We start from the raw sequence: 26,589 nt of genomic DNA on the forward strand, positions 1-26,589 counted from the left end.
GAGCTTGCCCGGTGTGTGACCGAAACGGAAGAAGCGCGCCAGGCGCCGGCTTTCCGCTTCGTTGCCGTTGACCGGCAGGGTTTCATAGTTGCGCCCGCCCGGATGCGCGACATGATACTCGCAGCCACCCAGTGAGCGCTGCATCCAGGTGTCGACAAGGTCAAATACCAGCGGCGCATGCACGGGAATGGTCGGTTGCAGGCAGTTGGCCGGCTGCCAGGCACGATAACGCACCCCGGCCACGAACTCGCCGACCGTGCCGGTGGCTTGCAGCGGCACCGCAATGCCGTTGCAGGTCAGCACGTAGCGTTGCGGCGCCAGGCCCTTGAGACGCACTTGTAGCCGCTCCAGCGACGAGTCGACGTAACGCACCGCACCGCCGCCCGAGCCCTCCTCGCCCAGCACATGCCAGGGTTCGAGCGCCTGACGCAGCTCCAGCTCGATGCCGTTGACCGCGTAATCGCCCACCTTGGGAAAGCGGAATTCCAGGTGCGCCGCAAACCAGTCGGCTTTCAGCGGATAACCGGCCTCATTGAGTTCGGTGATGACATCGGCGAAATCCTGCTCGATGAAGTGCGCGAGCATGAAACGGTCATGCAGTTCGGTGCCCCAGCGCGCCAGCCGCTCCGGCTGGTAAGGCTCGCGCCAGAAGCGTGCGACCAGGGCACGCAGCAGCAGTTGCTGGGCCAGGCTCATGCGGGCATGCGGCGGCATTTCGAAGGCGCGCAGTTCCAGCAGGCCCAGACGCCCGCTGGCGCTGTCGGGCGAATACAGCTTGTCGATGCAGAATTCGGCGCGGTGGGTATTGCCGGTGACATCGATCAGCAGGTTACGCAGCAAACGGTCGACCACCCATGGCGCGACCTGCTCGCCCGGCGCAGGCATTTGCGCAAAGGCGATTTCCAGCTCGTACAGCGAGTCGTTGCGCGCTTCGTCGATGCGCGGTGCCTGGGAGGTCGGGCCGATGAACAACCCGGAAAACAGGTACGACAGCGACGGGTGATTGTGCCAGTAGCTGATCAGGCTGCGCAGCAGGTCAGGACGGCGCAGGAATGGCGAATCGCCAGGCACAGCCCCCCCCAGCACGAAGTGGTTGCCGCCACCGGTGCCGGTGTGGCGCCCGTCGATCATGAACTTCTCGGTGGTCAGGCGCGTCAGCCGTGCCTGCTCGTAGAGAAATTCGGTGCGTTCGACCAGCTCATCCCAACTGGCGGACGGTTGCACGTTGACCTCGATCACACCCGGGTCCGGGGTGATGCGGAAGTTGGCCAGGCGCGGATCGCTCGGCGGCTCGTAACCTTCGAGCAACACCGGGCACTTCAATTCCTCGGCAGTGGCTTCGATGACGGCCACCAGTTCCAGGAACTCTTCCAGTTTCTGCAATGGCGGCAGGAACAGGTACAAGCGCCCGTCGCGCACTTCGGCACACAACGCGGTACGGGTCAGCCAGTCGGCGGACTCGTCGATCTTCGGTGGCCGCTCGATCTCTGGCGCAGCAGACGGAGCCGACCCTGCGGCATCGCCCAGCGCCGGGAACGACTGATTGAGATCGGTGGGGTGGATGTACGGGTATTCGGCGGCCTTGACCCATGGCTGCGAAGCCAGTGGCAGGCGATAGCCCAGCGCCGAGTCGCCCGGCACCAGCCGGCAATGCTCGTCGCGCAGGTACCAGCGCCCGCTCTGCCACTCGTCACCGGCAGCGGTGCGCGCCAGTGGCAGGACCTGGCCGATGACCTTGTCGAGCCCCTGATTGAACACCTTGCGCAGCCGCGCGCGCTCCATCTCGTCGCCAAGGCGCGCATCTTCGGCGCTGACGTTGACCGGCAACTGCCCTTCGCGCCACAGGTAATAGAAATTGTCTTCGTAAGCCGGAAACACAAAGCGCGACGCGACGCCAAGACGCTCGGCGACACTGGCCAGAAAACGTTCGGCCAGTTCGCTGGTAGCGCCATGGTCACGGTTTTCATCGGCGATCAGTTCAGGATTGCGCCACACCGGCTGGCCGTCCTTGCGCCAGAAGCAGTTCAGCGACCAGCGCGGCAATTGCTCGCCGGGGTACCACTTGCCCTGGCCAAAATGCACCAGGCTGCCGGGGGCGTAATGCTCACGCAGGCGCTGGAACAGTTGCGCCGACAGGCGTCGTTTGTTCGGCCCGAGGGCGGCGGTGTTCCACTCGGCGCCATCACGGTCGTCGATGGACACAAAGGTCGGCTCGCCGCCCATGGTCAGGCGCACATCGCCTTGTTCGAGGTCACGGTCGATTTGCTGGCCGAGCGCAAGAATCTCGCCCCACTGCTCATCGTTGTACGGATAGGTGACGCGCGGCGCTTCCCAGATACGGGTCACCGACATCTCGTGGCTGAACTCGCTTTCGCATGGTTCGACCAGGCCGCTGATCGGCGCGGCAGAAGACGGCTCCGGGCTGCATGCGAGCGGGATATGCCCTTCGCCGGCGAGCAGACCCGAGGTGGCGTCCAGACCGATCCAGCCGGCGCCCGGCAAGTACACCTCGCACCAGGCGTGCAGGTCGGTGAAGTCCACGTCAGTGCCCGATGGCCCGTCCAGTGCCTCGACATCGGCCTTGAGCTGGATGAGGTAGCCGGACACGAAACGCGCCGCCAGTCCCAGATGACGAAGAATCTGCACCAGCAGCCAGGCCGAGTCGCGGCATGAACCGGAAGCGTTGCCCAGTGTTTGCTCAGGCGTCTGTACGCCCGGCTCCATGCGGATCAGGTAACCGATGTCGCTGTTCACCCGCTGGTTGAGCGCCACCAGAAAGTCGATGCTGGGCAGTGGTTCGCGCGCGATGCCTTGCAGGTACTGCGCAAACTTTGGCGTCAGCGGCAGTTTTTCGAGGTACGGCGCCAGCTCGCGCAGCTCTTCGCTGGCGTAGGTGAACGGGATCTTTTCGGCGTAAGGCTCAAGGAAAAAGTCGAACGGGTTGAATACTGCCATTTCGGCGACCAGATCGACCTCGATGCGCAACTCCTGGGTCTTCTCGGGAAACACCAGACGCGCCAGGTAGTTGCCCTGTGGGTCTTGCTGCCAGTTGATGAAGTGGTTGTCCGGCTGCACTTTCAGTGAATAGGACAACACCCGCGTGCGGCTATGGGCGGCCGGACGCAAGCGAACCACCTGAGGCCCCAGTTCGACGGCGCGTTCGTAACGGTAATGCGTGACGTGGTGCAAGGCGATATGAATCGACACGGCGTGCCTCCTGCGAGCCTGAACAAGTTCTCGGGCCGCGCAAGACTTATGCCACCAGCGACATGCGCGGCGCCCAAGGCATGGATAATGCGCCTAAAGACCAGCAGAGCACCATAACGGCGCCAGAGTTCATTGCACGTGCGTGGTGACGCACGGAAAGAGGGCAAGGTCAATCGAGAGGATTGACATATCCCGGGTTCCCCAAACGCATGACGCCAACCCGAAGGTTGGCGTCATGTATTCAGACAAACACGATCAGCGCGGCACGACCGGCTGCCGCGCCGGCTTGTTGCCGCCTTTCTTGCCGGCTTGTGCACGATCGCGGGCGGCCTGCTTGTTGCGGGCTTCAGCGGCAGCTTTAGCCTGCTCGCGCTTGTCCCATGGCTTGCTGCCATCGCTGGCACGCGGCGGCAGGCCGGTGTGCTGGGTCAGGATCTTGCCGGTGTCTTTCTTGCTGTCTTTGCCGACCTTGTGACTGCCCGACGGCGTCGAGTTCTTGCGTCGCGCGCTCTGGTAGCTGTCGGTCGCCGGCTGGTGCAGTGGAATCAACTGCTCTTTGCCCGGCCCGATCAGATCGCTACGGCCCATACGCTCCAGAGCCTCGCGCAGCATCGGCCAGCCCTTCGGATCGTGGTAGCGCAAGAAAGCCTTGTGCAAACGACGCTGCTCATCGCTTTTGACGATGGTCAGGTTGTCGCTCTTGTAAGTGACCTTGCGCAGCGGGTTCTTGCCCGAGTGATACATGGCGGTCGCCGAGGCCATCGGCGACGGATAGAACGCCTGTACCTGGTCGGCGCGGAAGCCGTTGCGCTTGAGCCACAGCGCAAGATTCATCATGTCTTCGTCGGTGGTGCCGGGGTGCGCAGCGATGAAGTACGGGATCAGGTACTGTTCCTTGCCCGCCTCTTTCGAGTATTTCTCGAACATGCGCTTGAAGCGGTCATAGCTGCCGATGCCCGGCTTCATCATCTGGTTGAGCGGTCCTTCCTCGGTGTGCTCCGGGGCGATCTTTAGGTAGCCGCCAACGTGATGGGTCACCAGTTCCTTGACGTATTCCGGCGACTCGACCGCCAGGTCGTAACGCAGGCCGGAGGCGATCAGAATCTTCTTCACACCCGGCAACGCACGGGCGCTGCGGTACAGCTGGATCAGCGCCGAGTGGTCGGTGTTCAGGTTCGGGCAGATGCCGGGGAACACGCACGATGGCTTGCGGCACGCGGATTCGATTTCCGGGCTCTTGCAGGCAATGCGGTACATGTTCGCGGTCGGCCCGCCGAGGTCGGAAATCACCCCGGTGAAGCCCGGGACCTTGTCGCGGATTTCTTCGATCTCGCGAATGATCGATTCATGGGAACGGTTCTGGATGATCCGCCCTTCGTGCTCGGTGATCGAACAGAAGGTACAGCCGCCAAAGCAGCCGCGCATGATGTTCACCGAGAAACGGATCATGTCGTAGGCCGGGATTTTTTCCTTGCCATACACCGGGTGCGGCACGCGGGCGTACGGCATGCCGAACACATAGTCCATTTCTTCGGTGGTCATCGGAATCGGTGGCGGGTTGAGCCAGATATCGACGTCGCCGTGCTTCTGCACCAGCGCACGGGCGTTGCCCGGGTTGGTTTCCAGGTGCAGCACGCGGTTGGCGTGAGCATAAAGCACCGGGTCGTTACGCACTTTCTCGAATGACGGCAGACGCAGCACGGTCTTGTCGCGGGTCATGCGCGGGCTTTCGAGAATCTGCACGACCTTGGCTTCGTTCGGGTCTTCGACCTCGCCCTTGGACTGCTCGATGGCGCAGGCCTGAGTGTCCTGAGTGTTCACATACGGGTTGATGATCTTGTCGATCTTGCCCGGACGGTCGATACGGGTCGAGTCGACCTCGTACCAGCCTTTTGGCGTGTCACGGCGAATGAACACCGTACCGCGCACATCGGTGATGTCTTCGATCTTCTGCCCATAGGACAGGCGCTGGGCGACTTCGACCACCGCGCGCTCGGCGTTGCCGTACAACAGGATATCGGCGCAGGCGTCGACCAGAATCGAGTGACGAACCTTGTCCTGCCAGTAATCGTAGTGCGCGATACGGCGCAACGAAGCTTCGATGCCGCCGAGTACGATCGGCACATGCTTGTAGGCTTCCTTGCAGCGCTGGCTGTACACCAGACTGGCGCGATCAGGACGCTTGCCGGCCATGCCGCCCGGCGTATAGGCATCGTCGGAGCGGATCTTCTTGTCGGCGGTGTAGCGGTTGATCATCGAGTCCATGTTGCCGGCCGCGACACCGAAGAACAGGTTCGGCTCGCCCAGCTTCATGAAGTCGTCTTTGGAGGTCCAGTCGGGCTGGGCAATGATGCCGACCCGAAAGCCCTGCGACTCCAGCAGCCGGCCGATAATCGCCATGCCAAAGGACGGATGGTCGACGTACGCATCACCGGAGATGATGATGATGTCGCACGAATCCCAGCCAAGCTGATCCATCTCTTCCCGGCTCATGGGCAGGAACGGCGCTGGTCCGAAACATTCGGCCCAGTACTTGGGATAGTCAAATAACGGCTTGGCTGCTTGCATGGGCGGTGACCGGTGTTGGTGTCAGGGGAGGCTGATCGCGCATGGAAATTCGCGGGCGCGCAATATAGCACAAAAAATGATCAAACCCGACGGGTTTGGTCGGGTTATGAGAGAGCGCCCGACGAACCCGCGATCAATCGTCGTCGAACTGATAACTGCCCGGCGCGAGGTTTTCAAAGCGGGTGTATTTACCGATGAACGCCAGGCGTGAAGTACCGATAGGGCCGTTACGCTGCTTGCCGATGATGATTTCGGCAATGCCCTTGTATTCGGTCTCCGGGTGATACACCTCATCACGGTAGACGAACATGATCACGTCGGCGTCCTGCTCGATTGCACCGGACTCACGAAGGTCGGAGTTGATCGGGCGCTTGTTCGGGCGTTGCTCCAGAGAACGGTTGAGCTGCGACAGGGCGATGACCGGGCAGTTGAATTCCTTGGCCAGCGCCTTGAGCGAGCGCGAGATCTCGGAGATCTCGTTGGTGCGGTTGTCGCCAGCAGCGCCCGGGACTTTCATCAACTGCAGGTAGTCGATCATGATCATGCCGATGTCGCCATGCTCACGCGCCACCCGGCGCGTACGGGCACGCATTTCCGAGGGGCTGATGCCGGCGGTGTCATCGATGAACAGCTTGCGGTCGTTGAGCAGGTTGACCGCCGAGGTCAGGCGCGGCCAGTCATCGTCATCCAGTTGCCCGGAACGAATCTTGGTCTGGTCGATACGACCGAGCGAGGACAGCATCCGCATCATCAGCGATTCGCCTGGCATCTCCAGCGAGTAGACCAGCACGGCCTTTTCGCTGCGCAATACGGCGTTTTCGACCAGGTTCATGGCGAAGGTGGTCTTGCCCATCGACGGACGGCCAGCAACGATGATCAGGTCGGCCGGCTGCAGGCCGCTGGTCATGTCGTCCAGGTCGGTGTAGCCGGTGGACAGACCGGTAATGGCGTTGTTGCTGTTGAACAGCGTATCGATGCGGTCAATCGCCCGGGTCAGCAGGTCGTTGACGCCCACCGGGCCGCCGGTCTTGGGCCGCGCCTCGGCAATCTGGAAGATCTGCCGCTCGGCCTCGTCGAGGATTTCTTCGGCGGTGCGGCCTTCGGGGTTGAAGGCGCTGTCGGCGATCTCGCTGCTGATGCCGATCAACTGGCGCAGCGTGGCCCGCTGGCGAACGATCTGCGCATAGGCCTTGATGTTGGCCACCGACGGGGTGTTCTTGGCCAGTTCGCTGAGATAGCCCAGGCCACCGACCTGCGAAGCCTGGCCTTCCTTGTCCAGTTGCTCGGACAGGGTCACCACGTCAATGGGCAGGTTCTGATCGGCCAGGCGCGCAATGGCGCGGAAGATCAGGCGGTGGTCATGTCGATAGAAATCGCCATCGGATACTTGATCGAGCACGCGCTCCCAGGCGTTGTTGTCCAGCATCAGGCCACCGAGTACAGCCTGTTCGGCTTCGATGGAATGAGGCGGCACCTTGAGGGCAGCGGTTTGCAGATCGTATTGCTCGGGGGCGGAGATATCGTTCATGGCCACAAGAATTCGGAGTACTCAATCAGGCTTGCAGAAAGACAAAGGGCACGACCTGTGAACAGGATCGTGCCCGATGTTAATCCTCTGGCAGCCAGGCCGCCAGACGATCATGTGCAGCTTAAGCAGCCACCACGACAACGCGAACGGTTGCGTCAACGTCGCTGTGCAGGTGCACGGCAACATCGAATTCACCGACGTTACGGATGGTGCCATTCGGCAGACGAATTTCGCTTTTCGACACTTCAACGCCCGAGGCGGTCAGTGCGTCAGCGATATCGTGAGTACCGATCGAACCGAACAGCTTGCCTTCGTCGCCAGCGGTGGCAGTGATGGTCACTTCCAGCTCGGCCAGTTGGGCGGCGCGGGTTTCGGCCGAAGTTTTCTTGTCGGCAGCCAGCTGCTCCAGCTCGGCACGACGCTCTTCGAACGCAGCCAGGTTGGCAGCGGTCGCAGGGGTGGCCTTGCCGTAAGGCAGCAGGTAGTTACGACCGTAGCCGGCCTTAACGTTTACTTTGTCGCCCAGGTTGCCCAGGTTGGCGACTTTTTCCAGAAGGATCAGTTGCATGTGGAAATCCTCTAACTTTTAACCTTCACCGTTCGCAGAACCGTTACCGGCGTCTTTCGACCCCCGGCGGCCGCGAAAATCAATCAGGCTGTCGACAATGGCCAAGACCACGAGCAACGGATAGATCAGCTGCATGAACAACAGCAGCGTGATGTACATCCCCACCAGCCAGAACTTGCCAAGACGCTTTTCAGCGACCAGGCCATGAATCAGGGCGGCACCCGCGAACACCAGCGGTACGCTGCACAACGGTGTCAACATGGCCATGTGCGGACCGAAGTTCGGCCCCACCAGCATGCACACCAACAGCACCAGCATCGGTATTCGCGGCAGTCTCACGGCGCGAAATTCACGCCCGAAACCACCAGGGTTGTACAACAACGCTTGCCAGTAACGCCCCAGCATCAGGGTCAGCACACTGACGATCTGCAACAAAGCCGCTATCAGGCCATTGAGAACCGGTGCAATCAGTGATCCGAGGCGGGCCCGTTCTTCTACGCTCATCTGATCGTAGATACCGGGAAGCATTGCCGGCAGGTGCTTTTGAAGCTCCTGCGACAACATCTCGATCGGCTCACGAAACACCGACCCCAGAATCACTGCGTACAACAATCCCCACGCTACGCTTGCAAGCAGCACACGGACCCAGGACTCGCTGGCACGCAAAACCATTGCCAGGCCTAGCGAACCGACCAGCACCATAGCGGTGCGCGGTTCACCGAAATACCACCAGGCCAAAGCCGGCAGTAGAGCCCAGGCCAGGATGCCGGCGGCATCACTGAACCCGCGTCGCAGAAGCACCAGGCATCCTGCGGCAGCACTCAACCAGAACAGCAGCGGCAATGCCGCACATCCGGCCACGATCAAAGTGGCCTGCATACGACCGCGCATGATCAATTCAGCTAAGGCGCGCATGCGATCTATCCCTTGTTACGTCTTGTCGACTACCCGGTCTCAGCGGCCGTGGCTGTCGGTGTAAGCCAGCAAGGCCAGGAAGCGGGCGCGCTTGATAGCGGTGGCCAGCTGACGCTGATAACGAGCTTTGGTACCGGTGATGCGGCTTGGAACGATTTTGCCGGTTTCCGATACGTAGGCTTTCAGAGTGTTGAGATCCTTGTAATCGATCTCTTTCACGTCTTCAGCGGTGAAGCGGCAGAATTTACGACGACGGAAGAAACGTGCCATGTAATAGGCTCCTCAAAAGGTCCGTGGATTACTCGTCAGCGTTATCGCTAACGTCACTGTTGTCGCTGTCATCGCCATCGGCGCTGTCAGAGTGCTCAGGACGGTCACGACGCTCACGGCGCTCGCTGCGGTTTTCTTCAGCCTTGAGCATCTCGGACTGGCCAGTAACGGCTTCGTCGCGACGGATGACCAGGTTACGGATCACGGCATCGTTGTAACGGAAGTTGTCTTCCAGCTCGGCCAGGGCCTTGCCAGTGCACTCAACGTTCAGCATCACGTAGTGAGCCTTGTGAACATTGTTGATTGCATAGGCCAGTTGACGACGGCCCCAGTCTTCCAGACGGTGAACCTGGCCACCGTCTTCTTCGATCAGCTTGGTGTAACGCTCTACCATGCCGCCGACTTGTTCGCTTTGATCCGGGTGGACCAAAAAGATGATTTCGTAATGACGCATGAATGCTCCTTACGGGTTGTAGCCTGCCACGAAGTGTGGTCAGACAAGGAGTGAATGACTCGTGTTTGCCTTGCTCACGCACGGGCACATGATGGCCTGCCGTGGCAGCAAGGGGCGCAATTGTAGAGAAGGGACCGGTGCGGCGCAAGGCAATTGGTGATTATTTGAGCAGCACGCGCCAATGGCGCCGACTGCCGCTTTTCATCGACGGCCATCGCCGTTTCGCGCCTGCCAGAACAGCTCATCCGGCCAGCGCTGCTCACGTCGATAGTGGTAGTCGATTTGCTTGAGGTAAGCCTGACGAACGCTTTGCAGTACAGACCGATAGGGTGCCAGTGCCTGTGGCTCGCCTTGCAAGACCCTGTGCACAGCCTCGGCACCACGCAACCCGGTGTATAACGCATTGAACAGCCCTTGGGAGGACAAGGGGTCAAATGCCAGAGCTGCGTCGCCCACCGCCAGCCAGCCATCGCCAGAGCACTGTTGCAACTGACCGCCACTGGCATCACAGGCACGAGGCACACTCCACTGGCTGGCCCGACATAGCGATTGCAAATGCTGGGTGCCCTTCAGTTGCTCAAGCCAGGATTGCCGACAACCCTGCAGGGCAGCGGCCTCATCGGCACGGGTATGCAGGGCGGCGACACAGCGGCCATCAGGCAACTGCGCCTGATACCACCAGCCCTTGCTCACCGACTCGATCAAGGTACGCAGGTCCTGATTGTCGCTTTGCGCCCAGGCATACACTGCCACCAGCGCCTGATCTCTTACCCGCCCTACCCCCAGACGTCGACCCAGGATCGATGCCCTGCCGCTGGCATCGACCAGCCAGCGCGCAGTGATGTTTTTTTGTGCCCCTTGCAACTGCCAGCCGTGTGCCGTTCGGCTGAGCCGACCCAAGCGCTCACGCCAACTCTGAACGCCCGCCGACCAGGCCGCCTCACGCAAGACCTCATCGAAGCGGGCACGATTCAGATGCCAGCCCGAACCCTGCGGGTCGATCATGAAATCGTGCGTGCGCAAATGCGCCTCACCCCAGGCCGAGCAATTTCCGATACACACCTGCGGCAGGCTGCGCTCCAGATGATCCAGCAGTCCCAGGTCACGCAACAGGGGCCGCGCCGCGCCCGGCAAGCTTTCGCCTATTCGCGCCACCTCGGGCAGCGGGTCTATCAACATCACCCGATACCCGTACAGCGCCAATTGCCGCGAGGCCACCGCCCCGGCCGGGCCAGCGCCGATGACGGCAACATCGATCACCGTCAACGCCCAAGGATCCGACAAAACTCTTCGTATTGCTCGGCACTGTCCCAGCCGGCGAGAATCAGGCTTTGTAACTCTGGTTCGGGAACGTCCAGCCCAACAGATGCCATGGTTTTTTCCGCTGCACCGCGACGCTCGATCTCGACCTGCATGACAGCAGGAAAATCATCGTCATCAGCAATACCGGGACGCGCTTCAACGACGCCCAGAGCGCTGACATCGGCGACCATCTGCATGGCCTGACTGACGAATGTCCCAGAGGCTTGTCGCCCCCATCGACTCCGTCGATTGAACAATGCCAGACGCTCTTCTCGCGGTTGCGAGTCATCGATCACCCGCTTGTAATCGGCCTCGCTCAATACTTGATTCGGCACCTGGGCAGGCCAGAACGTCGGCAGGAAGGGATCATAATCCTTGTCGTAGCCGGAGCGGCAGCCCACTGCGTCGACCTGCCATGGCAGCGCCATCCAGCGGCTCAGACCGCCGGGAGGCTGAGCATGCAAGGGCCCTTGGGCACTCAAAGCCTTTTCCTGATCCAGCAACGCCCCATACTCGGGCGCGGGCTGACCATCCGGCAGCGCCTTGATCCGGAAGGGCGCGCGATAGATCGAAGCGTGGCGCATGGGCCAGCTCAATTCGATGCCAGGGTGAAACGCGTCGGCCACGCAAAAATGCAGTGCTGCCTGATCGAGCATCGCCGGCCGCATGGCCACTGGCAACCTGTCGAGCGAGCCTACCGGTTCGGGGTCTGCCAGCCAGTCATTGATGAAGTCTCCGGCAACCCAGCGCTTCAACAGGTTGCTGCGTACCGCTGAAGGCGCCAGATGATTACCGGGCAAATCCTCATCGCCACCGAAGGTATCTCCGTACAGCCAGGGCCAGGTGCGCTGTTCGTGGACACTGTTATCGGTCGCCCGAAAAGCGTTGAACACCGTGCGCCGCAGGTGGCTGCTGGCTTCGTCGGTCCGGGACAATCTGGCCAGCAGTTTACGATTGGTGAAGTCCATCGGCGCGCCGTAGCCATACAGGCTGGCGAAGCCTTTGTTGACCCATTGCAAGCCACTCAGGCGCTGCAGCACTGGCAAGACATCACGCTGAAAGGAAACGGTCTCGACAGGCTGCAGCCAGCCACATTCGGTATAGGTATCAACCAGCAAGTCATAGAGCGTTCGCCAGCCCACGATATGCGGCGCGAAGCTGGGCTGCGCTGAAACGACCCAGGCCGACTCCACCGGCAGGGACTTGCCATTAAGTACGACGGTGGCGCTGACAGGGCCGTCAGAGGTGTCATCGCACCACTCCCTCGCATTGGCAAAGCTGCCTGGCTCATCCTTGTCGTAAATCAGTTTACCGGTGGGCGACGCCGACTGTGCAAAACCACCCAGCACCAGCAAACGCCCCTCTGAGTCGGTGCGCAGCTCACCCAGCGGGACCTTGCCCCCCATGAATTGTCCAGTGTCGAACTGATAGCCCTGACCGCTGCGACTCTTGCCGCTGATGGATCGGGCACCTGGATCGATGACCAGCGCTTCTCGCGCAGCGCCGCTCAGGTGATCGTTGCGCAGCGCCATTTTCAGGTCCCCGGCCTCAGGAAGGTCCATCGCCATCTCGAACCTGTACCACTGAGCCTTGCGATTGGCCAGATGCACCTGCCAGTCGATCTGCGCCTGATCAGCAGTCAGCTCCGCGACCACCTGGTCATTGGCGTCGTAGCCATAAATGCGAAAGCGTGCAGCCTGGCGCTTCAAGGCGCCCGTATCGTCGCGCGCATTGCCCAGCATATAGGTGCCAGGCTCAAGGGTTTCAGGGCCGATGAAAAAGCCGTCGTGTTCGCGGCTGCTGCCAAGCCGGGCGATGCCGATTCCGGGGTGAATCACTGCCCGCACAATCGTGCCGAGGTCAGGTGCCACAGAATCCGGGCGAATCGTAAAATCATTCATGCTGTTCGTCCTTGAACGTTGTGAGTCAGGTCTGTTGTAAAAAATCTTTATTCCAGCCGATCAGGCCTGGGAATCTGCGGCTCGCCCAGCGTTTGTCCGTTGTAGTTTCTGCGCACATTGGCCGAGGCCTGATAAACCACCTTTCTAGCCTGGGCGATGCTGCCGACCGGTTCATGCTCCTTGAGTGTTCGCCATGGGTTATAGGCCAGCGCCTCGCCATATTCGGTCTGGCTGCGCGCATCGATATCCTGCAAAGGCAATGTCAGGGTGGCCACATGCACGGCAGGCATTGAATGTTCATCCCATAGCACCATGGCATCGTCCACAGGCACCGCGTCACTCGACGTCCAGCGCTGCACCATGAAGTGCAAGCGCGCCTCGCCGGTCGCCAGCCTTTCACGCAGGTCCTTGCGCAAGTAAGCAGGGTCGTCATAGTCGGGCTCCTCTACCGGCGGCATGTACTCCGGTACGACCTTGTACTTGCAGTAGCCCGCGCCAAAACGATAAGGAACCACACTCCAGAGCTCGCTTTGCAGCACACTGGGCACACTCTTTTTCATGGCATCCAGCACCTCCCCGGTTTCTGGATGCTCGCGAACCCAGCCGTCGAAATCGCGAAATAACGCACACATATCGCTGGCCGTCCTGACGAAGAAAACCGGATGGTTTTGCAGCAGAAAGTCCAGGGTAGGCGTGCTCTCGTCCGGCACCAGGCACTTTAGGCCCGGCACATCGAACAGCTTGATTCCCAGCCCTACCGTTTCCCGGAAAACAGGCTGGTCATCGCGGATATCACAGGAGTACCTGACCCATGCAGGGTAAGTGCCCGGTTTTGCAAACAGCCCAACCTGCAAGGATTCCGGGAGGCTATCCAGCACATCGAAACGGCCGTGGGCGACCCCATTGAGGTTCAGGAAAACCGGACGCCGAACCGGGCACTGGCCTTTGCGGATCCGGGCCTTCTGGGTCTTTTCGATAAACAGATCTTCAAGACACGCAATAGCGTCGTGATCGGGGCCTTGTTGTTCTTTCATGATGAGAGTCCTTTCTCCAGGAGTGTCACACTTCATGTGTGCATGACTAATGGATAGGCGCCCAACACCATGAAAACCAGTTTTCAGAGAAAAACAGACAAGTCCTACATATCAAGAGGAAATACCCGGGCCCAACGGTAAATATTGCCCCTGAGATGTTTCATACGGGCAAAAAAATACCCCGATCCAGTCGAGGTATTTTTTATCAGGTCAGCCTTACTTCCTGCCGCCCGCCTTGGCGCCACGCTGACGCAGCGCTTCGAACAGGCACACACCGGTGGCCACCGAGACGTTGAGGCTGCTGACGCTGCCCGCCATCGGCAGGCGCACCAGAAAATCGCAATGCTCGCGGGTCAGGCGGCGCATGCCTTTGCCTTCGGCGCCCATGACCAGCACGATCGGCCCGGTCAGGTCTTGCTCATACAGTTCTTGCTCGGCTTCACCGGCGGTGCCGACGATCCACAGCCCGCGATTCTGCAGCTTTTCCAGGGTACGGGCCAGGTTGGTCACGGCCACCAGCGGAATCACTTCGGCTGCGCCACAGGCCACCTTGCGCACGGTCGAATTGAGCGTTGCCGACTTGTCCTTGGGTACCAGCACGGCCAGGGCACCGGCCGCGTCGGCCGTGCGCAGACAAGCGCCAAGGTTATGCGGGTCGGTTACGCCGTCGAGCACCAGCAACAGCGGCGGGCCTTCATGACGCTCCAGCAGCTCATCGAGCATCGCCTCGCCCCAGACCTGGCTGGGGCTGACTTCGGCCACCACGCCCTGATGAACACCTTCGACCCAGGCATCCATTTCACGGCGCTCGGCCTGACCGATTTGCACACGATTTTGCCCGGCCAGTTCGACCAGGGTCTGAACCCGTGGCTCGCTGCGACCTTCGGCCAGCCAGATCTGCTTGACCCGCTTGGGGTGATGACGCAACAGCGCTTCTACGGCATGCACACCGTAGACTTTTTCCAGATCACTCATGACTTGGCCTTGGTTTTGGACCGTGACGGCCCCTTGCGGTGCTTGCTGGGCTTGGCAGACGACTCTTCACTGCGCGAAGGCTTGCCCGACGATTTGCCGGCACCCTTGGCTTCAGCCAGCAGCGCCTGTTTCAGCTCGCGGCTTTTGCGCACCTCGGCATTCTTGGCCACCGCATCGCTTGGGTAATACGCATCGCTGACGGCGCGTTTGCCCGAGGCTTTGTCAGAAGACTTGTCGGCCGTCTTGCGGCGGTCGCTGCGAGCGGGCGGTACCGGTGTCGCGGCAGGCTTGTTCTCGACAGGCGGCGTGGTCTCATGCAGACGGCGCTTGCCGCGGCTGGCCGGCGCGATCGAAGTGGCCTTGGCCGACACTTCGAAATCGATCTTGCGCTCGTCCAGGTCGACACGCATGACCTTGACCTCGACGGTGTCGCCCAGGCGGTAGCTGCGACCGCTGCGCTCACCGGCCAGGCGATGGTGCACCGGGTCGAAATGGTAGTAGTCGTCCGGCAGCGCGGTGACGTGCACCAGGCCTTCGACATAGATGTCGGTCAGCTCGACGAACAGACCAAAGCCGGTAACGGCGGTGATCACACCCGGGAAGGACTCGCCCACACGGTCTTTCATGAACTCGCACTTGAGCCAGTTCACGACGTCACGCGTCGCTTCGTCGGCCCGGCGCTCGCTCATCGAGCATTGTTCGCCCAGTTGCTCAAGCTGCGGCTCGTCGTACGGATAGATGCGCGCCTTGGGAATCGTGGCGGCATCGGCACGGCGCACGTGCGAAGTCTCGCGTTTGGAGCGGATCACGCTGCGGATCGCCCGATGAGTGAGCAGGTCCGGGTAGCGACGAATCGGCGAGGTGAAGTGCGTGTAGGCCTCGTAATTCAAACCGAAGTGGCCGTTGTTGTCGGCGGTATACACCGCCTGGCTCAACGAGCGCAGCATCACGGTCTGGATCAGGTGATGGTCCGGGCGCTCGCGCACGGTTTCCAGCAGGGCCTGATAATCCTTGGGCGACGGACCGTCCTTGCCCTTGTGCAGCGACAATCCCAGCTCGCCAAGGAAAGCACTGAGCTTTTCCAGACGCTCTGGCGGTGGACCGTCGTGGACGCGGTACAAAGCCGGAATCTCGTGTTTCTTGAGAAACTCGGCCGTCGCCACGTTGGCGGCCAGCATGCACTCTTCGATCAGCTTGTGAGCATCGTTGCGCGTGGTCGGGCGGATCTCGGCGATCTTGCGCTCGGCACCGAAGATGATGCGTGTTTCCTGGGTTTCGAAGTCGATTGCGCCACGCGCATGACGCGCGCCCAGCAGCACCTTGTACAACGCGTACAGTTGCTTGAGGTCTGGCACCACTTCGTTGTACTCGTCACGCAGCTTGCGCGCTTCGGAGGTACGGGCGTGTTCCAGGATGGTGCTGACCTTGTTGTAGGTCAGGCGCGCATGCGAGTGGATGACCGCCTCGTAGAACACGTAGTCGACCATTTCGCCGGTCTTGGAGAAGTCCATCTCGCAGACCATTGCCAGACGGTCGACGTGCGGGTTCAGCGAGCACAGGCCGTTGGAGAGTTCTTCTGGCAGCATCGGCACGACACGCTCGGGGAAGTACACCGAGTTGCCACGCACCTGAGCTTCGTCGTCCAGAGCCGAGCCGATTTTCACGTAGCTGGAAACGTCGGCAATCGCCACGTACAGCTTCCAGCCACCGGAGAACAGGCGCAGCTTGCCTGGGCGAGCCTCGCAATAGACGGCGTCGTCGAAGTCGCGGGCGTCTTCACCGTCGATGGTCACGAACGGCAGGTGACGCAGGTCGATGCGGTTGGCCTTGTCTTTCTCTTCGACTTCAGGCTTGAGTCGTGCCGCTTCCTTGAGCACGCCTTGTGGCCACACGTGAGGAATATCGTAGCTGCGCAGCGCAACGTCGATTTCCATGCCCGGAGCCATATAGTTGCCCACCACCTCGACCACATCGCCCTGCGGCTGGAAACGCGGGGTTGGCCAGTGAGTGATTTTCACCTCGACGAACTGGCCGACTTTGGCGCCGCCATTGCGACCGGTGGTGACCAGCACTTCCTGCTGGATCTTCGGGTTGTCCGGGGTGACGAAACCAATGCCGCTTTCTTCGAAATAGCGGCCCACGATGGATTCGTGCGCACGGGAAATAACCTCGACGATCACGCCTTCGCGGCGCCCGCGCCGGTCCAGGCCGGAAACCCGCGCCAGGGCACGGTCGCCATCGAATACCAGGCGCATCTGGCCCGGGCTCATGAACAGGTCGTCGGAGCCATCATCGGGAACCAGGAAGCCAAAGCCGTCACGGTGACCGCTGATGCGGCCCAGGATCAGGTCCAGCTTGTCGACCGGCGCGTAGGTGCCGCGACGGGTGTAGATCAATTGACCGTCGCGCTCCATCGCCCGCAGGCGGCGGCGCAGAGCCTCGAATTGATCTTCGGTGACCAGGCCGAACTCGTCGACCAGTTGCTCGCGGCTGGCCGGCGAACCACGCTCGGCAAGGTGCTGCAGGATCAGCTCGCGGCTGGGAATAGGATTTTCGTATTTTTCCGCTTCACGAGCGGCCTCGGGATCGAGGGACTGCCAATCGGCCATTAGTATTCATTCACCTTTTCGGAAGGGCGCAGTTTCGCATATACAGGATTGAAACGCGAAAAAGCCGTTTCAGCCCTCTCAATCACTTTTTTTTCAAAAAACATGAAAAAGAGCTTTACAGGCCATAAGGCCATCCCTAAGATGCGCACCACAACGACAGCCAAGGCTGTGTTGAGTTGAAACAGACAGCATTCTCGAACGAAAGTGCTGTTGAAAGCAACGAGTTGCCCAGATGGTGAAATTGGTAGACACGCCAGCTTCAGGTGCTGGTGACCGCAAGGTCGTGGAAGTTCGAGTCTTCTTCTGGGCACCAATTCAAAAACAGAGCATCGCTTTGTTTTAAAAGTAGACCAGGATTACGATTCAGGTCGAAAGCTTCAAAAGCAACACATGCCCAGGTGGTGAAATTGGTAGACACGCCAGCTTCAGGTGCTGGTGACCTTACGGTCGTGGAAGTTCGAGTCTTCTCCTGGGCACCAATTCAAACAAAACCGAGCCAAGCGCTCGGTTTTGTGCTTTCTGGCATATGGGTTTTATCCCGCCCCGCCTTCGTTCTGTGAAAACATAATCCGGCGCAGCCATAAGGCCACGCCGGGTAACGCCTTCGATCAGGCGCGGAACTGCCCCAGACTGGCTTTCAGTTGCGCGGCAAGCCCATTGAGCACCTTGCCGCTGGCGGTGGTTTCCGACACCGCCCTGGCGGCACGCTCGGCCTGAGCATGAATCACCTCGACCCGCCCGCGAACTGCTTGCGCACCCTGCGCCTGATGCACGGCCGCCTGGGTCGCCAGACCGATGGCAGCATGCACCTGCTCGACCGACTCCTGCACCGACTGCTGCAATCGGGTGCTGTCACGCAACACGGCAAGCCCCTCCTTGGCCTGCCTCCCCGCCTGATCGATGGCCGCCACCGCCTCTTTGGCACCACGCTGCAATGCACCGATGTGCGCCTGAATGTCGCCGGTCGAACTCTGAGTCTTGCTCGCCAGCGCCCGCACCTCATCGGCCACCACCGCAAAACCGCGCCCGGTCTCACCGGCACGCGCCGCTTCGATAGCCGCGTTCAACGCCAGCAGGTTGGTCTGCTCGGCAATACCGTGAATCACCTCGAGTACCACCTCGATCTGCTGACTTTGCTGAGCCAGCCGCTCGATGACCTGGGCACCGGTTTCGACCTGCCCGGCCAGCGCCTCGATCAAGCCACCGACCTGATTGGAAGTACGAGTATTTTCGTCGGTCGCCTGCTTGATGCCGACCACCTGACGCAGCGCCGCCTGCATGGCCTGGCTTTCGTTCTGGGCCTCATCGGCCATGCGCTCCAGTGCCTGCAAACTGGCCGCCACTTCGTCACGCTGCAACTCGGCCGCCGCATCGGCGCCGGCATTGCGTTCGCTCATCACACCGATCTCGACACCGGTACGCTGCGCCACCTCACCGGCCTCGCGCACAATAGGCTGAAGCTTGTCGACGAAACGATTGACCGCCGCCGACATGTCACCGATCTCGTCATTGCTGTCGAGTTTGACGCGCTTGGTCAGGTCCCCCTCACCCGCCGCCAGATCGTCCAGCGCCGCAATCAGCAGACGCAACTTGCTGACCACCCGATGCCCAAGCACGACTGCTACTAGCAGCAGCACCCCCAGCCCGACCAGCGCCAGACTCAAGCCAATTCTCCAGCGCAGCGACTCGGCCGCATCCTTGACCGCCAACCGGGTATTGCTGGCCATGGTGTCTGCCGTGCTGTGCGCCGCCTGCAAGCGGCTGCGCAAGGCAGCGGAGCTGTCGGCCGACGCACTGGCCAGGCTGGCAGAGACCAATTGCTCACCACTGGCGGTCAGGGCAGCAAAGCGCTTGTCCAGAGCGACCAGATTCTCCTCGACAGCGGTGGTCGACACACCCATGCGCACCTTGCCGATCTCGACACCATTGGGACTGATCGACGCTTCGACGTAATAAACACCCGGGTCGGACTTAGCCGCATCCAGCACCTTGTCCATGGCCCGCTCGCCCTGCCCGGCAGCCAACAACCTCTTGATCGTGACATTGTCACGATCAAGATAACGGGTCAGGTGCTCGCCAGCCGCATCGTCATAGACCACGAACAGTACGTTGGGATTGCGCTGTGCACGCCGGGCAAATTCCGACAGGGTTGGCGTGTCGTTATCCCACATGGCCCGCGGCGCCACAGCCGCCAGCAGCTCGGCCATGTCGTTGGTCGACTCGCGCAGGCTCTTTTCCAGCGTAGCGCGCAGTTGCGCCTGCTCATCCTTCAGACGAGTGGACAAGCCTTGGCTAAGGCGCTGCTGGGTATTGACCGACAAGGCATTGAGACTAGACGCCACTTCGTTACTGGCTTGTTCCAGTTGCGAGGACAGTTGTTGCGAATCTACCCCCAGACTTTGCGCCAGATCGGCCTCCAGCGCTGTGACGGTGCTTCGCGTCAGCGCAACCGCGATCAGAACCTGCACCAAAAGAGCGATACCAAGCGCGATAAAGACCGGACGCAGCAGACGACTACGCAGAAGAGAAAGGACAGCTGACACAGGAGACACCCCCAGCACTAAACGCCATTAAAGTGATGGCACTTTTTCTGACGTTTCTACAGCAATTGCCATGCCGGTAACAAGACGCGGATCAAGCAGAAACGACAAAGGGCCGCAATAGCGGCCCTTTGTCGTATACGACAGCAGTCAATCAGGCAAACGGGTGACGCAGCACGATGGTCTCGTTGCGGTCCGGGCCGGTGGAGATGATGTCGATCGGCGCATTGACCAGCTCTTCGATGCGCTTGATGTAGGCACGCGCATTGGCCGGCAGGTCTTCCAGGGTCTTGGCGCCCAGGGTCGACTCGCTCCAGCCCGGCATCTGCTCGTACACAGGGCGCAGGCCGATGTAGCTGTCCGAATCGGTTGGCGCATCGATCACGGCGCCATCTTCGTTTTCGTAGCCGACGCAGATGTTGATGGTTTCCAGGCCGTCGAGCACGTCCAGCTTGGTCAGGCAGATACCCGAGATGCTGTTGATTTCGATGGCGCGACGCAGGATCACGGCATCGAACCAGCCGCAACGACGCGCACGACCGGTAGTGGAGCCGAACTCATGGCCGCGCTTGGCCAGGAACGCACCGATGTCGTCGAACAGTTCGGTAGGGAAAGGACCGGAACCGACGCGCGTGGTGTAGGCCTTGGTGATGCCCAGAATGTAGTCGAGGTACAGCGGACCAAAACCGGAACCGGTGGCGATGCCGCCGGCGGTGGTGTTGGAGCTGGTCACGTACGGGTAAGTACCGTGGTCGATGTCCAGCAGCGAGCCTTGCGCACCTTCGAACATGATGTCTTTGCCGTCACGACGGAATTCGTGCAGGGCGGCAGTGACGTCGAGCATCAGCGGCTTGAGCAGGTCGGCGTATTCCATGCACTCGTCGAGCGTTTTCTGGAAGTCGATGGCCGGCTCTTTGTAGTAATTGACCAGCTGGAAGTTGTGGTAATCCAGCAGCTCGCCCAGCTTGGCAGCAAAGCGCTCGCGGTGGAACAGGTCGCCAATGCGCAGACCGCGACGTGCAACCTTGTCTTCGTAAGCCGGGCCGATACCGCGACCGGTGGTGCCGATCTTCAGCTCGCCACGGGCCTTCTCGCGCGCCTGGTCCAGTGCGACGTGGTAGGACAGGATCAGCGGGCAGGATGGGCTGATGCGCAGACGCTCGCGAACCGGAATGCCTTTCTCTTCGAGCTTGATGATTTCACGCATGAGCGCGTCGGGCGCGACCACTACGCCGTTGCCGATCAGGCACTGCACGCCTTCGCGCAGCACACCGGACGGAATCAGGTGCAATACGGTCTTTTCACCGTCGATCACCAGTGTGTGACCCGCGTTGTGGCCACCCTGGTAGCGCACGACAGCGGTAGCATGTTCGGTCAGCAGATCAACGATCTTGCCTTTGCCCTCATCACCCCATTGGGTGCCCAGGACTACGACATTCTTACCCATAACACTTGTCCTCATTCACGCAAACTTGGTACCGGCGGCGCCGGCAGGAATAACTCAGGCCAGCGGCAGTACTTGCCAGTGCTCGCCCTGCTGGATCAATTGCCGGTCGCAGCCAGCTTCGTGCGCGGCGCTCACCTGCTGCCCAGGCAAGGCCTGAACCACACGCTGCCCGTCTTTGCGCAACTGGCAGACCTGCTGCCAGAGCGCCGAATCGGTACTGTCCGGCACCCAGATACCACCGGACGGCAATTCAATTTCGGCCTGCCCCAGGGTAACCAGGGTTTTCAGGTCGGTGGAAAAACCTGTCGCAGGACGCGCCCGGCCAAAGTCGGCGCCGATGTCGTCGTAACGACCGCCCTGCGCAATCGACTCGCCGACACCCGGTACGAATGCGGCAAACACCACACCGGTGTGGTAGTGGTAGCCGCGCAACTCGCCCAGGTCGAAGTACAACGGCAGATCCGGGAAGCGTGCGGTCAGGCGCTCGGCCACCACCAGCAGGTCATCCAGCGCCGCCAGCACAGGCGCTGGCGCAGCGGCCAGGCGCTCACGCGCATCTGCCAACACTTCACGGCCACCGCACAGATTGACCAGCGCTTGCAGCATGGCAGCCAGATCGGCCGGCAGAGCGGCAGTCAGTTCTACCACTTCGTCGATGGCCTTGCGCTGCAGGGCGTCGAACAGCAGTTGCTCGACTTCACCGGACAAACCGGCCGCACGCGCCAGCCCACGATAGATACCCACATGCCCCAGGTCCATGTGCACATCCGGCACTTCGGCCAGTTGCAGCATGCCCAGCATCAGGCTGATGACTTCAACGTCGCTGCTCGTACTGGCATCGCCATACAACTCGGCGCCCAGCTGGATCGGGCTACGCGAATTGGACAACGCCCGCGGCCTGGCGTGCAGCACGCTGCCGGCATAGCACAGGCGGGTCGGCCCTTCACGCTTGAGGGTGTGTGCGTCGATACGCGCCACCTGCGGCGTGATGTCGGCCCGAAAGCCCATCTGCCGACCCGATTGCGGATCGATCACCTTGAAGGTACGCAGGTCCAGATCGGAGCCGGCGCCGATCAGCAGCGACTCCAGATACTCGATATGCGGGGTGACGACGAACTCATAGCCCCAGCTCTGGAACAGATCCAACACCCGACGCCGCGCGACTTCGATGCGCGCAGCTTCCGGTGGCAGTACTTCTTCGATGCCATCTGGTAGCAGCCAGCGGTCAACCGTTGCCATTAAGCCATTCCCCTTTGTGCGGGCGGCAAGCCGTGCGGCAAGCCTTGAGTAAAGCAGAGAGCGGGGCCATACGACGGGCACGACAAATACCCGAGAACAGGCCTCGGACCACTCTCCTCGAAAAATCCTGTCGCCTGCCCACCGGGCTGCGACCAATCAATCGTGCAGACGCAAAAAAGCCGGGAAATTCCCGGCTGCCGCATCATACACACGTTTTTGCATCCGATCACCCCACCAGACGGTTTTGCCGCCCAGCGGGGTGATTCAGATCAAGGCTTGACCTTTTCCAGGTAGCGGAAAAACTCGCTTTTCGGGTCCAGCACCAGCACGTCGTTCTTGCTCGCAAAGCTTTCGCGGTAGGCCATCAGACTGCGATAGAACGAGTAGAACTCCTGGTCCTGGCCGTAGGCCTTGGAGTAGATGGCAGCGGCCTGGGCATCACCCTCACCGCGCGCCTCTTCAGACTCGCGATAGGCTTCGGCCAGCAGTACACGGCGCTGACGGTCGGCGTCGGCACGAATGCCTTCAGCCAGCTCGTTACCCTTGGCGCGGTGCTCACGAGCCTCACGCTCACGCTCGGTGCTCATCCGCTCGAATACGCTGCGGTTGACTTCCTTGGGCAGGTCGATGGCCTTGACCCGGACATCGATGACTTCGATACCCAGCTCTTTTTCCGCCATGCGGTTAAGCGAGCCGGTAATGTCAGCCATCAGCGCGTCACGCTCACCCGACACGACTTCGTGCAGGGTGCGCTTGCCGAACTGGTCACGCAGGCCAGACTCCAGACGACGCGACAGGCGCTCGTCGGCGATCTGCTTGAGACCGGAGGTCGCGGTGTAGAAGCGCTCGGCGTCCTTGACCCGCCACTTGGCGTAGGCATCGACCATCACGGCTTTCTTTTCCAGGGTCAGGAACCGCTGGGTCGGTGCATCCAGCGTCAGCAGGCGGGCGTCGAAACGGCGCACCTGGTTGACGTAAGGCACCTTCACATGCAGACCTGGCTGGACATCGGCCTGAACCACGCGACCAAACTGCAGCAATACGGCACGCTCGGTCTGCGACACGATGTAGAAGCTGTTCCAGGCGACGATCGCCAGCACCACGCCCACGATCAGTGCGAACAGTGATTTATTGCTCATCAGCGGCTCTCCCTGGTACGCGTCTCACGCTGCTGGATCTCGGTCGCCCGGGTGCCGACATCGGAGTTCGCGGAAGACGAACTGCCGGTCGCAGGCGACGCGGTGTTGTTGCCGCTGCGGGAGTTGTCGATCATCTTGTCCAGCGGCAGGTAAAGCAGGTTGTTCTGCCCCTTGTCGCCGCTTACCAGCACTTTGCTGGTATTGCTGTAGACCTGCTGCATGGTTTCGAGATACAGACGCTCGCGGGTAATTTCCGGCGCCTTGCGGTACTCGGCCACCAGCTTGGTGAAGCGGTCGGCCTCACCCTTGGCACGCGAAATGACTTCGTCGCGATAACCGTTGGCGTCTTCGATGATGCGCTGGGCCTGACCACGGGCTTCAGGGATCACGCCATTGGCGTAACCTTCGGCCTGGTTGCGCGAACGCTGCTCGTCTTCACGGGCGCGGATCACGTCATCGAAGGCTTCCTGCACTTCACGCGGGGCTGCCGCGCTCTGTACGTTGACCTGGGTGATGGTGATACCGGTGCGATAAGTGTCGAGGAAACGCTGCAGGCGCTCCTTGATTTCGCTGGCCATCAGCTCACGACCTTCGGTCAGGACCTGATCCATCGCCGTGGAGCCCACGACGTGGCGCAGCGCGCTTTCAGTGGCGTGCTGCAGGCTGACTTCAGGCTGATCGACGTTGAGCACGAAGTCCTGGAGGTTGGAAATCCGGTATTGCACGGTCAGCGGCACTTCGACGATGTTCTCGTCTTCGGTCAGCATCTGACCTTGCTTGCTGTAGGCGCGCTCGCGGGTGACGTTTTCCAGGTACTTGCGATCGAACGGCGGGAAGTAGATGTTCAGGCCCGGCCCTACGGTTTCGTAGTATTTGCCGAAGCGCAGGACGACAGCCTGCTCCTGCTCATCGACCACATAGATGGCGTTGTACAGCCAGAAGGCCAGGACCACGAACAAGCCGATGCCGAGCAGACCGAAACCGCCGCCTCTGTTCGAGCCGCCGCCACCGCTGCCACTGCCATCGCCACCACGTTTCTTACCGCCACCGAGCAACCCCTTCAGGCTGTCCTGCAGCTTGCGGAAGGCTTCGTCGAGATCCGGCGGCCCCTTGCGGTCGCCACCACGACGGTTGCCACCCCAGGGATCCTGATTATTCGAGTTGCCACCCGGCTCATTCCAAGCCATAGCGCTCTCCATCTGATAAAGCAAAGACGCGCCCTCGGCGCGCCGCCCCATGCTACAGAATGCCCGGGAAAGCCGTGCAATCGCTTTCCCGGGCTTTTATTGCAAAGTGTGTTGCTCAATGAACTCCAGCGGCTGCAATCCTTCGCGACTCACCAGTCGATTGAGTTCGACACGCGGCAAGCGAACGGCCAGCAGGCTGGACCCTTCATCGTCGTGCGTTTCGCTTTGTACGGCACCCAGCTCGAAAAACCGGGCCCGTAAACGCGAAAGCGCCTGCGGCAAGCACAAGGTCGCGACGAACAGGTCTTCGCCCAGCAACTCGGCAATCGCCTGCTTGAGCAGCCCAAGACCGCGACCGTCACGCGCCGACAGCCAGACCCGCTCGGGCTTGCCTTCGGCATTGCGCTGGATATGCGGCTCGACGCCCTCAACCAGATCGAGTTTGTTATACACCTCGAGGATCGGCAAGCCCTCGGCACCGATCTCGCCCAGCACCGCCATGACCTGCTCGATCTGCGCCATGCGCTCGGGCTCATGGGCGTCGATCACATGCAGCAGCAAATCGGAGTTGCTCGACTCTTCGAGGGTCGCCCGAAAGGCCTCGACCAGCTTGTGCGGCAGATGGCGGATAAACCCTACGGTATCGGCCAGCACGATGGGCCCCAGGTCGTCGAGTTGCAGACGGCGCAGGGTCGGGTCGAGGGTCGCGAACAACTGGTCGGCCGCATAGACATCCGAATCGGTCACGGCATTGAACAGTGTCGACTTGCCGGCGTTGGTGTAGCCCACCAGCGAAACCGACGGGATGTCCGCACGCTTGCGCCCGCGCCGCGCCTGATCGCGCTGGCTGCGCACCTTGTCGAGACGCCCCTTGATCTGGCGCAGGCGAACCCGCAGCAGACGACGGTCGGTTTCGAGCTGGGTTTCACCCGGACCACGCAGGCCGATACCGCCTTTCTGGCGTTCAAGGTGGGTCCAGCCGCGAACCAGACGGGTGCTCATGTGCTCAAGCTGGGCCAGTTCGACCTGCAGCTTGCCTTCATGAGTACGGGCACGCTGAGCGAAGATGTCGAGGATCAGCCCGGTGCGGTCGAGCACCCGACATTCGAAGACACGTTCGAGGTTACGCTCCTGACTGGGCGTAAGGGTGTGATTGAAAATCACGAGATCGACCTGACCGGATTTGATCTGGTCGCGAAGTTCCTCGACCTTGCCGCTTCCGATCAGGTATTTGGCCGATGGCCGATGACGCGGCACGTTGATAAACGCGACGGTATCGGCACCGGCCGAGATAGCCAGTTCCTGAAACTCCTGCGGATCTTCACGCGCCTCAGGGTCTTGACCTTCCAGATGAACGAGTATGGCCCGCTCACCACCGCTGTGGCGCTCAAAGAACAAGGCAGGCTCCTATCAGGCGTTACCAGGCTCGGAATCACCGGCTTCTGTTTCGGAAGCGCTTGGCAGACGGATCGGGCGAACCGGTACCACGGTGGAGATAGCGTGTTTGTAGACCATCTGGCTGACAGTGTTTTTCAGCAGAATGACGAACTGATCGAACGACTCGATCGTACCTTGCAGCTTGATACCGTTGACCAGATAGATCGAAACACCGACCTTCTCTTTACGCAGGGTATTCAAGTAAGGGTCTTGTAGCGAATGCCCTTTTGACATGTGCCGCACTCCTTTAAGGATCAATAATAAGAAAA

19 protein-coding genes and 2 tRNA genes are annotated in these 26,589 nt (G+C 61.0%); 2 read left to right on the forward strand and 19 right to left on the reverse strand.

Features of this window, described 5'->3' with window-relative positions; genetic code table 11:
• The 12 genes from ACYP2A_RS16075 to rnr all read right to left on the reverse strand — a co-directional run.
• The coding region (locus ACYP2A_RS16075; RefSeq protein ID WP_459746466.1) for a transglutaminase family protein at positions 1–3,207 on the reverse strand (3,207 nt) is incomplete at its 3' end.
• Between the two features lie 255 nt (positions 3,208–3,462).
• Positions 3,463–5,775, reverse strand: a complete 2,313-nt coding sequence (locus ACYP2A_RS16080; protein ID WP_459746468.1) for a YgiQ family radical SAM protein — start codon at positions 5,773–5,775, stop codon at positions 3,463–3,465.
• A 133-nt stretch (positions 5,776–5,908) separates the two neighbouring features.
• The gene (gene dnaB / locus ACYP2A_RS16085) at positions 5,909–7,303 is read right to left on the reverse strand and encodes a replicative DNA helicase (protein WP_459746470.1); all 1,395 of its coding nucleotides are present in this window, start codon (positions 7,301–7,303) and stop codon (positions 5,909–5,911) included.
• Positions 7,304–7,424: 121 nt separating this feature from the next.
• Complete coding sequence (rplI, locus tag ACYP2A_RS16090) at positions 7,425–7,871, reverse strand: 50S ribosomal protein L9 (protein ID WP_056840673.1); 447 nt, start codon at positions 7,869–7,871, stop codon at positions 7,425–7,427.
• An 18-nt stretch (positions 7,872–7,889) separates the two neighbouring features.
• Positions 7,890–8,786, reverse strand: a complete 897-nt coding sequence (locus ACYP2A_RS16095; protein ID WP_459746472.1) for a hypothetical protein — start codon at positions 8,784–8,786, stop codon at positions 7,890–7,892.
• A 39-nt stretch (positions 8,787–8,825) separates the two neighbouring features.
• The gene (gene rpsR / locus ACYP2A_RS16100; protein ID WP_002551829.1) at positions 8,826–9,056 is read right to left on the reverse strand and encodes a 30S ribosomal protein S18; all 231 of its coding nucleotides are present in this window, start codon (positions 9,054–9,056) and stop codon (positions 8,826–8,828) included.
• Positions 9,057–9,084: 28 nt separating this feature from the next.
• On the reverse strand, positions 9,085–9,510 hold the full coding sequence (gene rpsF, locus ACYP2A_RS16105; RefSeq protein ID WP_109512918.1) for a 30S ribosomal protein S6: 426 nt from the start codon (positions 9,508–9,510) through the stop codon (positions 9,085–9,087).
• 201 nt (positions 9,511–9,711) lie between these two features.
• Complete coding sequence (locus ACYP2A_RS16110) at positions 9,712–10,794, reverse strand: FAD-dependent monooxygenase (RefSeq protein ID WP_459746474.1); 1,083 nt, start codon at positions 10,792–10,794, stop codon at positions 9,712–9,714.
• Entirely contained in the window at positions 10,773–12,713 is a 1,941-nt protein-coding gene (locus ACYP2A_RS16115) for a LodA/GoxA family CTQ-dependent oxidase (RefSeq protein WP_459746476.1), read from the reverse strand. Before ACYP2A_RS16115 ends, ACYP2A_RS16110 begins: the two co-directional genes overlap by 22 nt.
• 47 nt (positions 12,714–12,760) lie before the next feature.
• Positions 12,761–13,747 (reverse strand): catalase family protein, encoded by a 987-nt coding sequence (locus ACYP2A_RS16120; protein WP_459746478.1) that lies wholly within the window; start codon positions 13,745–13,747, stop codon positions 12,761–12,763.
• Positions 13,748–13,963: 216 nt separating this feature from the next.
• Positions 13,964–14,722, reverse strand: a complete 759-nt coding sequence (gene rlmB / locus ACYP2A_RS16125; RefSeq protein WP_459746480.1) for a 23S rRNA (guanosine(2251)-2'-O)-methyltransferase RlmB — start codon at positions 14,720–14,722, stop codon at positions 13,964–13,966.
• Complete coding sequence (gene rnr, locus ACYP2A_RS16130; RefSeq protein ID WP_459746481.1) at positions 14,719–17,331, reverse strand: ribonuclease R; 2,613 nt, start codon at positions 17,329–17,331, stop codon at positions 14,719–14,721. The genes rlmB and rnr overlap by 4 nt, the downstream gene beginning before the upstream one ends.
• 226 nt (positions 17,332–17,557) lie before the next feature.
• Here rnr and ACYP2A_RS16135 point away from each other — a divergent pair.
• Both ACYP2A_RS16135 and ACYP2A_RS16140 read left to right on the forward strand, forming a co-directional pair.
• Positions 17,558–17,644 (forward strand) — tRNA-Leu (locus ACYP2A_RS16135).
• 79 nt (positions 17,645–17,723) lie between these two features.
• Positions 17,724–17,810: transfer RNA gene (locus tag ACYP2A_RS16140), tRNA-Leu, on the forward strand.
• Between the two features lie 129 nt (positions 17,811–17,939).
• Here ACYP2A_RS16140 and ACYP2A_RS16145 read toward each other — a convergent pair.
• The 7 genes from ACYP2A_RS16145 to hfq all read right to left on the reverse strand — a co-directional run bounded on the left by ACYP2A_RS16145 (position 17,940) and on the right by hfq (position 26,554).
• Complete coding sequence (locus ACYP2A_RS16145) at positions 17,940–19,874, reverse strand: methyl-accepting chemotaxis protein (RefSeq protein WP_459746482.1); 1,935 nt, start codon at positions 19,872–19,874, stop codon at positions 17,940–17,942.
• 151 nt (positions 19,875–20,025) lie between these two features.
• A complete protein-coding gene (locus ACYP2A_RS16150) occupies positions 20,026–21,318 on the reverse strand; it encodes an adenylosuccinate synthase (protein WP_459746483.1) in 1,293 nt (430 codons plus the stop codon).
• 54 nt (positions 21,319–21,372) lie between these two features.
• A complete protein-coding gene (locus ACYP2A_RS16155; RefSeq protein ID WP_459746485.1) occupies positions 21,373–22,557 on the reverse strand; it encodes an ATP phosphoribosyltransferase regulatory subunit in 1,185 nt (394 codons plus the stop codon).
• Between the two features lie 269 nt (positions 22,558–22,826).
• Positions 22,827–23,696: a protease modulator HflC gene (gene hflC, locus ACYP2A_RS16160; protein WP_459746486.1), complete on the reverse strand. Its 870-nt coding sequence runs from the start codon at positions 23,694–23,696 to the stop codon at positions 22,827–22,829.
• Positions 23,696–24,883: an FtsH protease activity modulator HflK gene (hflK, locus tag ACYP2A_RS16165; protein ID WP_459746489.1), complete on the reverse strand. Its 1,188-nt coding sequence runs from the start codon at positions 24,881–24,883 to the stop codon at positions 23,696–23,698. Before hflK ends, hflC begins: the two co-directional genes overlap by 1 nt.
• Before the next feature lie 96 nt (positions 24,884–24,979).
• Positions 24,980–26,281 (reverse strand): ribosome rescue GTPase HflX, encoded by a 1,302-nt coding sequence (hflX, locus tag ACYP2A_RS16170; RefSeq protein ID WP_459746492.1) that lies wholly within the window; start codon positions 26,279–26,281, stop codon positions 24,980–24,982.
• Positions 26,282–26,293: 12 nt separating this feature from the next.
• A complete protein-coding gene (gene hfq, locus ACYP2A_RS16175; RefSeq protein ID WP_056840661.1) occupies positions 26,294–26,554 on the reverse strand; it encodes an RNA chaperone Hfq in 261 nt (86 codons plus the stop codon).
• Between the last annotated feature and the right edge of the window lie 35 nt (positions 26,555–26,589).

The organism is Pseudomonas sp. 3A(2025), assembly GCF_054589175.1.

What these genes read in the sequence shown, in the direction of transcription:
- rpsR (WP_002551829.1), bottom strand. Translation starts at nt 9,056, where the DNA reads ATGGCACGTTTCTTCCGTCGTCGTAAATTCTGCCGCTTCACCGCTGAA.
- hflC (WP_459746486.1), bottom strand. Translation starts at nt 23,696, where the DNA reads ATGAGCAATAAATCACTGTTCGCACTGATCGTGGGCGTGGTGCTGGCG.
- ACYP2A_RS16150 (WP_459746483.1), bottom strand. Translation starts at nt 21,318, where the DNA reads ATGGGTAAGAATGTCGTAGTCCTGGGCACCCAATGGGGTGATGAGGGC.
- rpsF (WP_109512918.1), bottom strand. Translation starts at nt 9,510, where the DNA reads ATGCGTCATTACGAAATCATCTTTTTGGTCCACCCGGATCAAAGCGAA.
- ACYP2A_RS16155 (WP_459746485.1), bottom strand. Translation starts at nt 22,557, where the DNA reads ATGGCAACGGTTGACCGCTGGCTGCTACCAGATGGCATCGAAGAAGTA.
- rlmB (WP_459746480.1), bottom strand. Translation starts at nt 14,722, where the DNA reads ATGAGTGATCTGGAAAAAGTCTACGGTGTGCATGCCGTAGAAGCGCTG.
- ACYP2A_RS16115 (WP_459746476.1), bottom strand. Translation starts at nt 12,713, where the DNA reads ATGAATGATTTTACGATTCGCCCGGATTCTGTGGCACCTGACCTCGGC.
- dnaB (WP_459746470.1), bottom strand. Translation starts at nt 7,303, where the DNA reads ATGAACGATATCTCCGCCCCCGAGCAATACGATCTGCAAACCGCTGCC.
- hfq (WP_056840661.1), bottom strand. Translation starts at nt 26,554, where the DNA reads ATGTCAAAAGGGCATTCGCTACAAGACCCTTACTTGAATACCCTGCGT.
- hflK (WP_459746489.1), bottom strand. Translation starts at nt 24,883, where the DNA reads ATGGCTTGGAATGAGCCGGGTGGCAACTCGAATAATCAGGATCCCTGG.
- ACYP2A_RS16080 (WP_459746468.1), bottom strand. Translation starts at nt 5,775, where the DNA reads ATGCAAGCAGCCAAGCCGTTATTTGACTATCCCAAGTACTGGGCCGAA.
- rnr (WP_459746481.1), bottom strand. Translation starts at nt 17,331, where the DNA reads ATGGCCGATTGGCAGTCCCTCGATCCCGAGGCCGCTCGTGAAGCGGAA.
- ACYP2A_RS16095 (WP_459746472.1), bottom strand. Translation starts at nt 8,786, where the DNA reads ATGCGCGCCTTAGCTGAATTGATCATGCGCGGTCGTATGCAGGCCACT.
- ACYP2A_RS16120 (WP_459746478.1), bottom strand. Translation starts at nt 13,747, where the DNA reads ATGAAAGAACAACAAGGCCCCGATCACGACGCTATTGCGTGTCTTGAA.
- rplI (WP_056840673.1), bottom strand. Translation starts at nt 7,871, where the DNA reads ATGCAACTGATCCTTCTGGAAAAAGTCGCCAACCTGGGCAACCTGGGC.